Source organism: Dietzia timorensis (assembly GCF_001659785.1).
Lineage (GTDB): Bacteria > Actinomycetota > Actinomycetes > Mycobacteriales > Mycobacteriaceae > Dietzia > Dietzia timorensis.
The window spans coordinates 635459-649855 of record NZ_CP015961.1 but is presented as its reverse complement, the minus strand read 5'-3'; the positions used below and the strand labels follow the sequence as shown (position 1 = coordinate 649855).

Genomic DNA, 14397 nt, shown 5'->3' with positions numbered 1-14397 from the left:
ATATAAAGCCTTCCCCGCCGGTTGCTCCGCCTGCCTGGATAGCACAACTCTACTGCCGCAGTCCGAACTGTAGTGTCCTGCCCTCTCGCCATACCGAAAGCCGCCGCGCGGAGCGCCCGAGCGCGGGGGCTCCACGCCACTCGGGACCGGCCGGAACTGCCACCGGTCCCTGCCCTGACCAGCGCTTGCACAGCGCTACTACCGCGTCGATGTGCGCGAAGGTGAGGTCGATGGCGCCGTTCCCGTCCAGCCACTCCTTGACGACGCGCGACGCGATCGCCGGTTCGGACGCTTCCACGACTCCCACGTCGAGAGCCGGGACCCCCTCTCCCTCGGCCGGCAACCGCCCGCGGTCGAGTACCGCGGCGGCGATCCCCGAGAGCGCATCGTCATCGGCGCGCAGTTGCGCGGCGGTGCGCGCGAGGGCCTCGGCGACGCCGGGGCCGAGGACATCCTCGGCGAGCGGCAGCAGTTCGCGGCGGACTCGCACGCGGCGAAAGCGCGGGTCGAGGTTGTGCGGGTCGTCCCACACCTGCAGTCCCGCCTCGCCGCACGCGGCGCGGGTGTCTTGTCGCGGCACGCCGAGAAGTGGGCGGCCCCAGGGGGCGTCCCACGCGGCCATCGCGCGCAGCGACCGCGCGCCCGATCCGCGTGCGAGGCCGAGGAGGACGGTTTCGGCCTGGTCGGACAGGGTGTGCGCGAGGAGCACCGGCAGGCCTTGCCGTGCGCCGGCCAGCGCGGCATACCGCGCCTCGCGCGCCGCTGCCTCGGGGCCGCCGGAGGATCCGACGTCCGCCGTCATGATGCGGGGAGTTGCACCGAGGCCGGAGGCGATCTCGGCCGCGCGGCGTGCGACCTGGTCCGAGCCCTGTTGGAGCCTGTGGTCGACGATCAGGGCGTGGACCTCGTCGAATTCGGCGACCGCGGCGGCCGTGAGCGCGAGCGAGTCGGCTCCTCCGGACAGCGCGACGCACACGGCGCCACCTGGCACGCGGGCTGGGTCCTCGCGGCGCCAGGCGCGTACTGCGGATCGGACGCGCCAGGCCGCACTTCCCTGCGGGGAGTGCGGCCCGGCTGTTTCGGGTCGACCCGTCCCGGACATGCCGCCTGCTATCGGCACCCGCAGTCGCGCAGAAGCGCGGCGATGCGGTCGAGGCCCGGGCGTGCGTCGGCGGGGTTGGTGCCCTCGGACATGAGCGCGAACGACAGGGAGCGGCCGTCTTCGGTGGTGACGATGCCGGCGAGGGAGGACACGCCCGACAGCGTGCCGGTCTTCGCGCGGATCCACCCCGCACCGTCCTCCGCGCCCGAGCCCGCGCCGAAGCGGTCGAGGAGGGTACCGCTCCCGGCGGCGATCGGTAGCCCGTCGAGCAAAGCGCGCATCTGCGGGTTAGCCTCCGGCCCGGCCGCGAGGTGGAGAACTTGTGCGAGGACATCGGCGGAGATGCGGTTCTCGCGGCTCATCCCCGAGCAGTCGGCCAGTGTCGTGCCGGCGATGTCGACGCCCTTGTCGCGGAGGACGCGGAGGATGTTGTCGGTCGCCTCCTTGATCGACACCCTCGATTCGGAATCGGTGTGCCCCGCCTCCCCATCGGAGACCGGATCGGCATGGTCGATGCCCGTGACGTGCATGGCGGCCTCGTGGCACAACGCGTCGGCGCCGACGTTGTCCGAATCGTCAAGGATGTTGCGGGTGCGTTCGGCCATTTTCCCGGAGTCGATCGCGCCGATGGTGTCCTGCACCGGAACGGGACTGCTCGAGAGCTTCACGCCGCTCTCGGCGATATCGAGCCGCGAACCAAGCTCGACCGCGGCGGCGTACATCGGCTGGCCCTCGCGCGGGGACTCGGTCTCCTCCGGGTCGACGCGGCCCGCGTCGAGCATCCACGGCTGCACGCGGGTGAGGTAGCCGCCCGGGATATCGGCCTCGTTCCAGCCATCGGCCATTTCCGGCCCCTCGTAAGGGCCGGGGGCGACCGTGATCTTGGTGAAGGTCTCCCCCGTCGATTCGGCCAGCTCGACGTAGTCATCAAGGGTGTCGGCCCCGGGGAAGAACGTCGATTCGTCCGCGGCGGCGGTGGTGACGTTGCCGCCTGGGATGACGACGAGCTCGCCTTCGGCCTCGCCGCGCGCCAGCGTCGTGGGCAAGGTGTTGTCCGCCGGAAGGACCGAATACGCCGCCAACGCAGTGAGCAGCTTCGTCGACGACGCGGGGATGCGCGTGCGGTCCGCATCCTTGGCCCACAGATGCTCGCCCGTGGCGTTATCGATGACGACGCCGGTGAGATCCCCCACAACCGGATCGGCCGCGAGCGGCGCGATGAGCTTGTCGAGCGCCGACTTCGCCGGTACCGGCGCATCCTCGGGAAGCGCCGCGAGCGCCGGTTCGGGCGCGCCGACTTCCGGCATGTCGGTATCCGGCGCTGCCAAATGCTCGGTATTGGTCGCCAGAGCGGCGGAAACAATGAGCGCGATGGCGAGCACCATGGCGATGAGAACGAGACCGATTCGCCACAGAATCGATCGCCCTCGCCACACCTTCGGCGCCATCTACTCTCCTCGCTCCTAGGCCCTCCGCCACTCCCGCCGGATGCTTCGAGTACATGTGGGAGGGCATTGCGATTAAACTTAACGCAGATCCGGCGACGGTAGTCTGACCGCCGTGGCCAACGATAACGCCCGCAACGGACATTTCCCGTCCGCTCAAAAGCATCCGAGGAGTCACCACGTGGCAATCGAAGTAACCATCGAGATCCCCAAGGGCTCGCGCACCAAGTACGAGGTCGACCATGAGACCGGCAAGGTCTACCTGGACCGTTACCTGTTCACCTCGATGGGTTACCCCGTCGACTACGGGTTCATCGATCACACCCTCGGCGAGGACGGCGACCCGCTGGACGCGATGGTTCTGTTGCCCGAGTCCGTGCCGCCGGGAGTGATCGTCAAGGCGCGCCCCGTCGCCGTCTACACGATGAGCGACGAGGCCGGAGGCGACGACAAGCTGCTGTGCGTCCTCGACGATCCGCGCTGGGAGTCCATCAAGGACGTCGGCGACGTGGACGAGTTCGAGCTCAAGGCGATCGCGCACTTCTTCGAGCACTACAAGGACCTCGAGCCGGGCAAGTTCGTCAATCCCGGCGAATGGGTCGGCGCCGAGCACGCCAACACCCTCATCGACGAGGCGATCGCGCGCTACAAGAAGTAGCCGGATTTAGCTCAGCAGAAGCGGGCCGCACGCGAACAGCGTGCGGCCCGCTTCCATTTTTCGCCCGCCTGCTGCCCCGCGGCGCCGGTAGCTTGGGTGGAATGACACCTCGGAACGAAGCGGAGGCACCGACGTGGGGCCTGCGCGAGGCGAAAAAGGAGCGAACGCGGCTGGCGATCGTCGACGCCGGACTCGATATCGTCATCGAATCCGGTCGCACCCACGCGACGGTCGACGCGATCGCTGAGCGCGCCGGAGTGTCGGTGCGCACGTTTCACAATTACTTCGATTCCAAGGACGCGATGTTCGCGCACCCCTTGGCGCAGCTGCTCGAGACTCTCACCACGAAGCTCGCCGAACAACCGGCCGACGCCGAATACTTCGACGCGCTCTCGGGCGCGTGGATTGGGATGCTCGAGGCAGAGAGCGACCGCATCCTGCGGGTGGCCGCCGCGTTCAACGCCCTCGGCAGCGCCGAGTCCGTCGAATCACGGGTGTCGACGGTTGTGGACGAGAACGCACGCCCGTTGATAGACGAGCTCGTCCGACGTCATCGGAGGGCCAACCCGTTCTCCGGACTGGGCAGCGAGCTGGCGGTGACCTTGTCGCTGCGCGTCTTCGTGGAGGCCACGACGGTGGCGCTGAGCAACTCGCCGCAATCGGCGCCGCTGCTCGGGCCGGTCGAGCTCGCGCCCGGCGATGCCGACGTGCTCTTGCGGGAGGTCACCGAGGCGCTCGCCGCGCTGCGCAGCGTGTTCACGCCGACCCGCTAGGCCTCGCCCGCGTCACGTCCCGTTACTTGCCCTGGAACTTCGGTGCGCGCTTTTCCATCGTCGCGTTGATCGCCTCGAGCAGATCCTGGGCGGGCAGGAAGCCGGCGTTCCACGTGGCGACGTATTCGGAGCTGCGGCGTATCGGCTCCTCGATCCCGCGCGCCATGACTTCTTTGACCCCGCGCACCACGAGCGGCGGGTTGTCGGCGATCTCGCCGGCAGTGGCGTGCGCCGAATCCAGGGCCGCCTCGGCGGAGTCGGCGACGTGGGTGACGAGCCCGTAGCGCAGGGCGGTGCCCGCATCGATATCGCGGCCGGTGAGCGCGAGTTCGCGGGTGAGTCCGTCGCCGATGATGTGCGGCAGACGGGCGAGCGAGCCCATGTCGGCGACGATGCCGACCTTGACCTCGCGGATGGAGATCTCGGCGTCTGCGGCGGCGTGCCGCACATCGCACGCGGAGATGAGGTCGACGGCGCCGCCGATGCAGCGTCCCTGGATCGCCGCTACTGTCGGCGTCTTCGCTTCGCCGACCGCGTCGATCGCGGCGCGCATCGAGGTGATGAGCTCGTGCAGCCCCATCGGCTTCGAGGCATCCACCTCGCCGGTGAAGTATTCGCCCAGTACCGGCATCATCGCCACGAGGTCGAGGCCATAGGAGAAATTGCGCCCCTCGCCGGCGATGACGATCGCGCGCACGTCCGGGTTGCCGTCCAGTTCGGCGATGACACCGGGCAGTTCCGCCCAGAACTCTGGGCCCATCCCGTTGTTCTTGCCGGGGCCGATGAGCGTCACCTGCGCTACCCCCGGGTTCCGCCCCTCGAGGGTGCCGGGCAGGTCGACCCGCACCGATTTCGGTTCACCTTCGCTCGCGTACTGCGCAATGTTGGTCATAGCCAAAGCGTGCCACACTCGGCCGCGCGCCGGGCCACCGACGCCGCCGTCAACGCTGCGGGATAACCAGCCACAGAACGAGGTAGAGCAGGACCTGCGGCCCCGGCAGCAGAATCGATGCGACAAACAGTATGCGCACGAGCGTGGCATCGATTCCGAAGTAGTCGGCGAGCCCGGAGCACACGCCGGCGATCCAGCGGTCGGAGGTGTTGCGCAGCAGGCGCTTGCGCGCCGGAGGTCCGGCGGAGTTGTCGTATCCCTGGGCGTACATGTCGTTCATGGGGTTCTCCTTCGGTGTCGTCGCCGAAACATCTGTCCCGGCCGGTGCCCTCCAGTCTTCTCGCCGCCCTGGGCCTACACATCGGGGATGACCCCTGAAATCCCGTCTCAGGGTTCCCCGCACACCAGGCGCCCGGGCGCCGCGCCCGCCCCGCCAGTGCAGCGCTTTTCCCTGCCAGTGGATATCCTTCTACGAGTGCAAGGCATTCCACAGAATTACTTACGGTCCCCGCACGCCGCGCCGTCTCGCACGCTCATCGACGTGTTCGAGTCGGCTGTTCGTCGGTTTCCCGACGCCGCTTGTATCGATGACGGCGAGCGTGTCCTCACCTACTCCGAGGTGCACGCCCACATCGCCGAAACGTCCCGCTGGCTCCACGGCCAGGGCGTCGCGCCGGGTGCACGCGTCGGCATCCACATGCCGTCGGGCTCGGCGAACCTCTACCTGGCGATCTTGTCGACCCTCGCCGCCGGCGCCGCCTACGTCCCCGTCGACGTCGACGACCCGGCCGAGCGCGCCGAGCTCGTCTTCGGCCAGGCCGGCGTCGCCGCCGTGTTCACCGGAGACGGCCTGCGCACCACGTCCGCCTCGGAGGTCAACCACCCGGGTATGACGTCGGAGGCGCCGCGCCCTCCCGGCCCGGACGATGACTGCTGGATCATCTTCACCTCGGGCACGACCGGCGTGCCCAAGGGCGTCGCGGTCTCGCACCGCTCCGCCGCCGCATTCGTGGACGCCGAGGCTCGCCTGTTCCTGCAGGAGCAGCCGCTGGGCCCGGGCGACCGTGTGCTCGCCGGGCTGTCCGTAGCGTTCGACGCCTCGTGCGAGGAGATGTGGCTGGCGTGGGCGCACGGCGCGTGCCTCGTTCCCGCTCCGCGTTCGATCGTCAAGAGCGGCCTCGATCTCGGCCCGTGGCTCCTCGAACGGGACATTTCGATCATCTCCACAGTCCCCACGCTCGCATCGATGTGGCCGGATTCCATGCTCGCCGGGGTGCGCATGGTCATCCTCGGCGGCGAGGCCTGCCCGCCGGAACTCGCGGCCCGCCTCGTTGCCGGCGGACGTCGCGAGGTGTGGAACACCTACGGCCCCACCGAGGCGACGGTCGTCGCCTGCGCCGCCCAGCTCACCGGCAGCGGTGAGGTCTCCATCGGCCTGCCGCTCGACGGCTGGGACCTCGCGGTCGTCGACGGCGCCGGCGAGCCGGTCCCGATCGGCGGGACCGGAGAGCTCGTCATCGGCGGCGTCGGCCTCGCGCGCTACCTCGACCCCTCAAAGGACGCGGAGAAGTACGCGCCGATGCCGAGCCTCGGGTGGGAACGGGCCTACCGCTCCGGCGACCTCGTCCGCCTCGAATCCGACGGCCTCTATTTCGGCGGCCGCGTCGACGACCAGGTGAAGATCGGCGGCCGCCGCATCGAGCTCGGCGAGGTCGACACCGCGGTGTCGGCGCTGCCGGGCGTGCACGCAGGCGCCGCAGCGGTGAAGAAGACCGACGCCGGCTCATCCGTGCTCGTCGCCTATCTCGTCGCCGTCAACCCCGACGCCTTCGACCTCCCGGACGCCGCGGGCCTGCTGCGCGAATCGCTGCCGGCCGGCGTCGTCCCCCGACTCGCGCTCGTCGACGAACTGCCGACCCGCACCTCCGGCAAGGTCGACCGCGCAGCGCTACCGTGGCCGTTGGAGTCGACCTCGGCGCCCGAAACCGAACTCGAGGGCACGCAGAGCTGGGTCGCGGAAATGTGGTCCTCGGCTGTCGGCGCAGACGTGTCCGGCGCGGGCGAGGATTTCTTCGCGCTCGGCGGCGGTTCCCTCGCCGCCGCGCATGTCATCGCCACCGTGCGCGAGCGCTACCCGGAGGTCACTGTCGGAGACCTCTACGACCGCCCGCGCCTGGCTGATTTCGCCGATTTCCTCGACGGCCTCGATCCCGTCGCGGAGGTCCAGAAGCGCGACGTCACTCCCGTTCCGCTCGGTGCGCAGCTGGCGCAACTCGTCCTGCTGCTCCCTCTCGTCACGCTCTCCGGGGCGCGCATCGGCACGTGGTTCGCGCTCGGCGCATGGGTCGCCGGCGCGCTCGGCGCAGACTGGGCGCCGCAGTTGCCGACGCCCGCGCTCGTCGTGCTCGCGATCATCCTGCTCACCCCGATCGGCCGCATCGTGCTCGCCGCCGCGGTGGCGCGGCCACTGCTCGGCGGCGTCCGGCCCGGCCGGTATCAACGCGGCGGCTCGGTGCACCTGCGCCTGTGGTTCGCCGAGCGCTGGGTCGAGGCGTGCGGCGCGGCCGGTATCGGCACCGCCGGCTGGAACCTCGTGTTCGCATCGCTGCTCGGCGCGAAGATCGGCAAGGGCGTCGACCTGCACACCCTGCCCCCGGTCACCGGGATGCTCACGCTGCGCGACCACTGCTCGATCGAGCCGGAGGTAGACCTCGCGGGGCATTGGCTCGACGGCGACGAGCTCGTCGTCGGCCACGTCACGGTCGGCGAGGGCGCGGTCATCGGAGCGCGCTCGACGTTGCTGCCCGGCGCCGAGGTCGGCGACGGCGCGCTCGTGCAGCCCGGTTCGGCCGTGGTCGGCAAGGTCAAGGCGCGCAAGCGCTACTCGGGTTCGCCCGCCCGCAAGCGCGGCAAGCGCCGCTACCGGGTGTGGCCGCGCGAATACGCCGGCCACTCGCGCGCCTGGTCCGCGATGTACAAGGCGAGCTCCCTGGTCCTCGCGGGAATGCCGCTCGTGGCGATCGCGGCGGGAATGGCGATCGTGCTCGCCGCGACCGGCGACGCCGAGTCCTACGGGGCCGCGATTGCGCTCGCAGCGGCATGGTCGGTGCCCGCCGTCATATGTGCATTGGTTCTGTTCGCGCTGATGACGCTCGTGGGCGTCCGGCTCCTGGCGATCCGGATGCACGAGGGTTTCCATCCCGTGCACTCGCGCGTGGCGTGGCAGGCGTGGGCCACCGAGCGGCTCATGGATGCCGCGCGGACCTGGCTGTACCCGCTGTACGCGTCGATGCTGACGCCGCCGTGGCTGCGCCTGCTCGGCGCGAAAATCGGCAAGGACGTCGAGGCGTCGACGGTGCTACTCATCCCCTCGCTCACCACGGTCGGCGACGGCGCGTTCCTCGCCGACGACACGATGGTCGGCTCGTACGAGCTGGGCTCGGGGTGGATGCGCGTCGAGCAGTCCACGATCGGCAAGCGCGCCTTCCTCGGCAATTCCGGGATGACGGCGGCCGGCCGCAAACTGCCCAAGCGCGGGCTCGTCGCGGTGCTGTCGTCGGCGCCGGAGAAGGCGAAGAAGGGACAGTCCTTCATCGGCTCGCCGCCGCAGCAGCTACCGCGCGCGGTGGCCGGCGGCGCCGAGGACGCGCAGACCTACTCGCCGACGCGGCGCCTCAAGGTCGCGCGCGGCGCGTGGGAGACGCTGCGCCTGGTCCCCGTGATCGCCTCGTTCTGGCTGCTCGCGTGCATCGGCATCGCGCAGCTGCGCATCGCCGACGAGTCCGGGCTCGGTGTCGCGCTTGTCCTGTCCGGCCTGCTCATGATCGTCGCGGCCGTGGTCGCGGGCGCGGTAACTCTCGCCGCGAAGTGGCTGAGCGTCGGCGCGATCCGTCCCGGCGAGCAGCCGCTGTGGAGCTCGTTCGTGTGGCGCAACGAGGTCGCCGACTCCTTCGTCGAGATGCTCGCGGTGCCGTGGCTCGCGCGGCCCGTGACCGGCACCGTGGTGCTGTCCGCGCTGCTACGCGGCCTCGGGTCGCGGATCGGCCGCGGGGTATGGTGCGAAACGTACTGGCTGCCCGAGGCGGATCTCATCTCGATCGGTGCGGGCGGCACCGTGAACCGCGGCTGCGTCGTACAGACGCACCTGTTCCACGACCGGATCATGCAGCTCGACACCGTCGAACTCGGCACCGGCGCGACCCTCGGCGCGCATTGCGTGACCCTGCCCGCCTCGTCGATCGGCTCCGGCAGCACCGTCGGCCCGGCCTCGCTGGTGATGCGCGGCGAATCGATTCCGCCGGGCACCCGCTGGCAGGGTAACCCCATTGCGCCGTGGCGCGGATAGCTCGCGGATACCGGCGCCGGCGCCGGCGCCCGCCGCGCTTAGACTTGACAACCTCAGAACTGCAACAGGATTGAAGCCCACCACATGGCGATCAGACCCGTAAAGAAGGACACTGTGTCCCGGCCGAGCAAGCCGGCCTCGACGCGGCGCCGCGACCCGGTCGACCCGTACCTGCCCGACGCCGGCAACCACGGCTACAGCGTCTCGCGGTACGACCTCGACCTGAGTTACCGGGTCGCGCCCAATCGCCTCACCGGCGTCGCGACGATCTCGCTGTTCACCACCGAGCCGCTGCGCGATTTCTCCCTCGACCTCTCGCGCCACCTATCGGTGTCGAAAGTCTCGTGGGTCGGCGCGAAGCTCGCCCGCTTCCGCCATTCCGGCGGCAAACTCCGGATGACGGCGGGCGACGACATCCCCGTCGGCGCCGCGATCACCGTGACCGTCAAATACTCGGGCAACCCGCGGCCCATCAAGGGCGTGTGGGGCGAGGTCGGCTGGGAGGAGCTCGACGAGGGCGTCCTCGTCGCGAACCAGCCGAACGGCGCGGCGTCATGGTTCCCCTGCGACGACCACCCGGCATCCAAAGCGCCGATGCGGATCGCGCTGACCACCGACTCCCCGTACAAGGTGGTGTGTACGGGCGAGCTCGTCGGCAAGAAGGCCTCCGGCAGCACGACCGCGTGGGAATTCGACATGGCGTACCCGACGTCGACCTATCTCGCGGCGGTGAACATCGGACTCTACGAGCACCTGCAGATCACCGGCGGCGACGTGCCCATCCACGCCTACATCCCCGCCGACCTGCGACGCGAGTTCTCCGAGTCCTTCGCCCGCCAGCGCGAGATGATGGACCTTTTCGAGAAGCTGTTCGGCCCGTACCCGCTGGACTCGTACAAGGTCGTGGTCACCGACGACGAGCTGGAGATCCCGCTCGAGTCGATGGGCATGTCCACGTTCGGCCGCAACATCGCCGTCGCCGGCGACGCCGAGGAACGCCTCATCGCGCACGAACTCGCCCACCAGTGGTTCGGCAACACCGTGACGGCGGAGTCCTGGAAGGGCATCTGGCTGCACGAGGGTTTCGCCTGCTACGCCGAATGGCTGTGGTCGGAATTCTCCGGCGGGGCCGACGCGCACTCGCACGCGCTCAAGTACTTCGCCCGCCTGCAGTCCTCGCCGCACGACCTGCTGCTCGCAGATCCCGGGCCGGCGCTGATGTTCGACGACCGCGTGTACAAGCGGGGCGCGCTGACCCTGCACGTGCTCCGCGGTGTGATCGGCGACTCCGCGTTCTTCGACCTGATCCGCGAGTGGATGGAGGAATTCGGCGGCAGCACCGCCACGACCGAGGACTTCATCGACATGGCCGAGGACGCGACCGACGTGGACCTCGAACCGTTGTGGGATACGTGGCTGTTCTCAACGGACATGCCCGCCGGGCTGGGGATGCCGAGCTGAGCTGCGGCGGCCGCGTTGTGCGGGCCGCTTTTCGGCCGCTTTCTGGCCGCTTTCGGGCCGCCGCCCGTTGCCGTTCACGTCTAGACGCCGATTCGTATCGATTCACGCCGAAATTGCGTTGCCTTTTTAGGCGTCTATCGATACAAAGAGGCGTCCAGTTGGATCGAAGGACGCCGCGGTCACGCTGTGCACGCCGAGAGGCCGCCGCGCAGTAGAGTTTCTCGTCGAAGCTCGACAACATCCGACCGGGAAGGACGGCCCACGTGCGCTCAATGACGCTTGCCACATTGTTCGCGGCGCTGTCCGGGTTTGTCATCCTGCCGATCGCGGGCCGCGCGCTCGGCGCGGAAAACGTCGACGGCTTCCAGGCCTTCTGGGCGCTGTTCTTCGCACTCGGCGGAGTCGCGAACGGGCTCATGCAGGAAACGACGCGAGCGGTGCGCAGCGCGACGACGGTTACGGGAGCCACGGGAGCGGCGGGAGCGGCGGGAGCGGCGGGAGCCACGGACCGCGGCATCGCGCAGTCCGCGAACGGCGCCACCGCGATCCACGAGATCGCGGTCGGCCCGGAATCCGGGCTCGCCGCAGGTCGCGCCATCGCCGCCCCGAGTAGCACCCCGACCTACCCTCTTGCCCGCACCTACCCTCTACCCCGCACCCGCAACCTGCTGTGGTCCGGGCTCGCGGTAGGTCTCGCGCTCGCCACGCTCGTCGCGCTGTCGGGGCCGGCGTGGCATTCGCTCGGCCTCGACCCCCACGGCGGCGCCGCCGTCGCAATCCTCGCGGCAGGCATCTGCAGTTTCTCCTTGCAGGCCGCGGTCGCCGGCGCCCTCTCGGGCACCCAGCGCTGGAACATCTACGCCGTCCTGCTCACCATCGATGCCGGTCTCCGCCTCCTCGCGGCGCTCGCCGCCTGGGCGCTGGGCGTGCCGCACCTCGCGTTCGAGATCACCACTGTTGTGGGCGCGCTCACCTGGATAGGGATGGTCGCGGCGCTTCCCGCGGTCCGCGAGGCCCTGCGCTCCCCCATCGACGTCGGTCCCGGGAAGTTCTGGACCTCGACCATCCAGGCGATGGCGGCGGGCGCGGGCACCTCGGTCATGGTCACAGGGTTCCCGCTACTCGTCACGGCGACGGCCGGCGCCGGCGACGACCGTGTGCTCATGGGCGCGACGATCAACGCGATCCTTCTCACCCGCGCCCCGCTGCTCGTGCCGCTCACGAGTTTCCAGAGCGCGATCATCGTGTGGTTCGTCGAGCGGCGGGAGCAGGGACTGCGCGCTCTGGGGATCCCGTTCTCCGCCGTCATAGGCGTGGGGGTTGTCGGCGCGGCGGCGGCCTGGATCGTCGCGGACCCGATCGTGCGGCTCATCTATGGCGACGAGTTCGGGCTGCCCGGGGCGGTGTTCGCGGGGTTGACGGCGGCGAGCGTCGGCACCGCGGCGCTGATGATCTCGGGCAACGCCGCGCTCGCGTTCGAGCGGCACGCGGTGTTCAACATCGGCTGGTGGGTCGCGGTGGCCGCGTCGGTGGGGCTGCTGCTCGTGCTGCCGTTGGAGCTGGACACGCGCGCCACGCTGGCACTGCTCGCCGGGCCGATCGTCGGCGCGGTCGTCCACTGTCTCGGCATCGCGGCGGGCGCGCGGACGGCGAGGCGCGAGGCCGCCGCCGGCGCCCACTAGACTTTCCGGGGCGTGCACCGGGGCGTGCACGCGCCGAGATCCGGGGAGGCGCACGCTGTGGGAACGGCCAGAACGATAGGCAGGACTGCCGCGAGCATCGCGGGCGCAGTCGTCGCCGCCGGCGCCATGACCGCTGCCGCACTCGGTGGCGCCGCGCTCATAGACTTCCAGACCCCAAGCTACCTGCCGCAGATGGCGATGGGCACGCTGATCGTCGCGATCGCCGCGCTCGCGCTGTGGGCGGCGGGCTCACGCCGCCTACCCGAGTGGTCGCGCACTATCGCCGGCCTCCTCGCGCCCGCGGCCGGCTCCGCGATCCACCAATCGTTCCTGCTCTACGGAACGAATCACTATCTCAACGGCGTCGGCGGCGACCAGCTCAACCGCGTCGCGTACATGGGGCGCTTCGCCTCCTCACCCGCGCTCGCCGACGCCTTCTATAAGGATGCGGCGCCGTTCTACCCGGCGGGCTGGTTCTGGATCGGCGGACGCATCGCAGATCTCGTCGGCGTGCCCGCGTGGGAGTTCTACAAGCCCTTCGCGATCTTCACCATGGCGCTCGCGGCCTCGTTCGCGTTCCTCGCGTGGCGCGCGCTCGCGGGCTCGCGCATCGCCGTGCCGCTCGCGCTGTCGACCGCCGCGGTCGGCCTCGTGCTCGCCGCGTACGAGCCCTACTCCTGGCTGTTCATCGCGTTGCTGCCCGCGGTCGCGGTGTGGGCGCAACGCATCGCCGAGCCGCGCTATCTCGCCTACACCGGCGTATTCCTCGGTCTCGCCGCCATTACCTACACGCTTATCGCCGCCATCGGAGTGGTTATCGTGACGTCGGGCGCAGCGATTTCCTTCGCCCGCACCCCGCGCGATGGGCGCGGGACGCGACTGCGCATCGTGGCGTCATGGGTGGCGGCCGGAATCGTGTCTGCGCTGATCGCGCTGCTGTTTTGGACGCCGTACCTGCTGGCGGTGCTGCGCGGCGACGGCCACGAGCGCTCGGTGGCCACCGATTTCGCGCCCGAGGACGCGGCGCAATGGCCGCTGCCGATGCTTTCGGGCACCGGTCTCGTGCTGATGAGCATCGCCGGGCTGGTGTGGCTCGCGTGGACAGTCGGCGGCGCTGTCCGCGGGCGCGGGGAGGGCGCGGGCGCTTCGTCTCCGGAAATCGTCCGGATCGCGTTCGCCTTGGCGATCATGGTGCTCGCCGGCTACGCCTGGTTCGCGCTGTCCGGGCTGCGCGCGATCACCGGTTCGACGCTCCTGCCGTTCCGGCTCACGCCGGTGATCACCCTCGCCTTCGCCTGCGCCGGGGTGTTCGCGTTGCGCGAGGCCTGGCGGCGTGCACGCGCCTGGGGAGAGGCGAACGACCGCGGGCCGCAGGTGGCAGCCCTCGCCGTTGCGCTCGGCGCGGTGATCGTCGTGCACGCCGCGCAATCTGTGTCCGAGGAGGATGCGGAGTTCTCCGACAAAGCCCGCTCCGCGCCGGGGGAACCGACGGCCGTGGTGGAGGCGATCTCCGACGTCACTGGCGGGGCCGAACCGAAGGACCTCGTGGTGCTCAGCGACGACACGAGTCTGTACATGTTCCACCCGTACTGGGCATTCCAGGCGCCCGCCGCCGCGTATGCGGCGCCGACCGGCGAGTACGAGAAGCGCAACGGGCTGATCGAGGGGTGGTCGAAGGCGACTAGCGGACGGGAACTTGCCGGCGCGCTGCACGGCGGGGAGTTCCCGGGGCCCGACGTACTCGTTCTGACCCCGGAAAAGGGGTCGGATGGCGAAGTGTGGGCGTACGACGAGGTCGTCAACACGATGCCGCTCAAGGGCAACATTCGCCAGGTGCCGATCGAGTTCGACCCCGAGATTTTTGCTGACGAGTCGATGTTTCACGTTGAACACGCGGGCGGGCGTGTCGTGATCGGGGTGCGCTAGCGGGCTGCCTCTGGCTTCGGCTGGCGCCGGATTCTCGTCGCCTTCCGTAGAACGCATGAGTAGTCACCTTTCACCCATGCCGTGACACGACGGTTTGTGTACCGACCGCGCGG

10 protein-coding genes are annotated in these 14397 nt (G+C 69.8%); 6 read left to right on the top strand and 4 right to left on the bottom strand.

The window, feature by feature from the left end; genetic code table 11:
* Positions 1-49: 49 nt before the first annotated feature.
* Together tilS and BJL86_RS03000 are read right to left on the bottom strand one after the other, a co-directional pair.
* On the bottom strand, positions 50-1102 hold the full coding sequence (tilS, locus tag BJL86_RS03005) for a tRNA lysidine(34) synthetase TilS (protein ID WP_075844812.1): 1053 nt from the start codon (positions 1100-1102) through the stop codon (positions 50-52).
* A gap of 8 nt (positions 1103-1110) precedes the next feature.
* Positions 1111-2550: a D-alanyl-D-alanine carboxypeptidase/D-alanyl-D-alanine-endopeptidase gene (locus tag BJL86_RS03000; RefSeq protein ID WP_083657619.1), complete on the bottom strand. Its 1440-nt coding sequence runs from the start codon at positions 2548-2550 to the stop codon at positions 1111-1113.
* A gap of 178 nt (positions 2551-2728) precedes the next feature.
* On the opposite strand from BJL86_RS03000, the gene BJL86_RS02995 reads away from it, so the two are divergent.
* Together BJL86_RS02995 and BJL86_RS02990 are read left to right on the top strand one after the other, a co-directional pair.
* Positions 2729-3205: an inorganic diphosphatase gene (locus tag BJL86_RS02995; RefSeq protein ID WP_067478123.1), complete on the top strand. Its 477-nt coding sequence runs from the start codon at positions 2729-2731 to the stop codon at positions 3203-3205.
* Between the two features lie 101 nt (positions 3206-3306).
* Positions 3307-3978: a TetR/AcrR family transcriptional regulator gene (locus tag BJL86_RS02990; RefSeq protein WP_067477161.1), complete on the top strand. Its 672-nt coding sequence runs from the start codon at positions 3307-3309 to the stop codon at positions 3976-3978.
* 22 nt (positions 3979-4000) lie between these two features.
* On the opposite strand, the gene BJL86_RS02985 is transcribed toward BJL86_RS02990, so the two are convergent.
* Positions 4001-4870 (bottom strand): crotonase/enoyl-CoA hydratase family protein, encoded by an 870-nt coding sequence (locus tag BJL86_RS02985; RefSeq protein WP_082908675.1) that lies wholly within the window; start codon positions 4868-4870, stop codon positions 4001-4003.
* Between the two features lie 49 nt (positions 4871-4919).
* Positions 4920-5141 carry a PspC domain-containing protein gene (locus BJL86_RS02980; protein WP_156515415.1) on the bottom strand — a complete coding sequence of 74 codons (222 nt, stop codon included), beginning with the start codon at positions 5139-5141 and terminating at the stop codon, positions 4920-4922.
* 204 nt (positions 5142-5345) lie between these two features.
* On the opposite strand from BJL86_RS02980, the gene BJL86_RS02975 reads away from it, so the two are divergent.
* From BJL86_RS02975 to BJL86_RS02960, 4 genes are all read left to right on the top strand, one after another.
* Positions 5346-9215: a Pls/PosA family non-ribosomal peptide synthetase gene (locus BJL86_RS02975; RefSeq protein ID WP_232229010.1), complete on the top strand. Its 3870-nt coding sequence runs from the start codon at positions 5346-5348 to the stop codon at positions 9213-9215.
* 84 nt (positions 9216-9299) lie between these two features.
* Positions 9300-10676 (top strand): M1 family metallopeptidase, encoded by a 1377-nt coding sequence (locus tag BJL86_RS02970; RefSeq protein WP_082908761.1) that lies wholly within the window; start codon positions 9300-9302, stop codon positions 10674-10676.
* A gap of 263 nt (positions 10677-10939) precedes the next feature.
* On the top strand, positions 10940-12358 hold the full coding sequence (locus tag BJL86_RS02965) for a polysaccharide biosynthesis protein (RefSeq protein WP_156896120.1): 1419 nt from the start codon (positions 10940-10942) through the stop codon (positions 12356-12358).
* 57 nt (positions 12359-12415) lie between these two features.
* On the top strand, positions 12416-14284 hold the full coding sequence (locus tag BJL86_RS02960) for an arabinofuranosyltransferase (RefSeq protein ID WP_075844810.1): 1869 nt from the start codon (positions 12416-12418) through the stop codon (positions 14282-14284).
* Positions 14285-14397 lie beyond the last annotated feature (113 nt).

Bases quoted from the DNA above. Each gene is read 5' to 3' on its own strand.
- BJL86_RS03000 (WP_083657619.1), bottom strand. From the start codon at position 2,550: ATGGCGCCGAAGGTGTGGCGAGGGCGATCGATTCTGTGGCGAATCGGT.
- BJL86_RS02980 (WP_156515415.1), bottom strand. From the start codon at position 5,141: ATGTACGCCCAGGGATACGACAACTCCGCCGGACCTCCGGCGCGCAAG.
- BJL86_RS02985 (WP_082908675.1), bottom strand. From the start codon at position 4,870: ATGACCAACATTGCGCAGTACGCGAGCGAAGGTGAACCGAAATCGGTG.
- BJL86_RS02990 (WP_067477161.1), top strand. From the start codon at position 3,307: ATGACACCTCGGAACGAAGCGGAGGCACCGACGTGGGGCCTGCGCGAG.
- BJL86_RS02970 (WP_082908761.1), top strand. From the start codon at position 9,300: ATGGCGATCAGACCCGTAAAGAAGGACACTGTGTCCCGGCCGAGCAAG.
- tilS (WP_075844812.1), bottom strand. From the start codon at position 1,102: ATGTCCGGGACGGGTCGACCCGAAACAGCCGGGCCGCACTCCCCGCAG.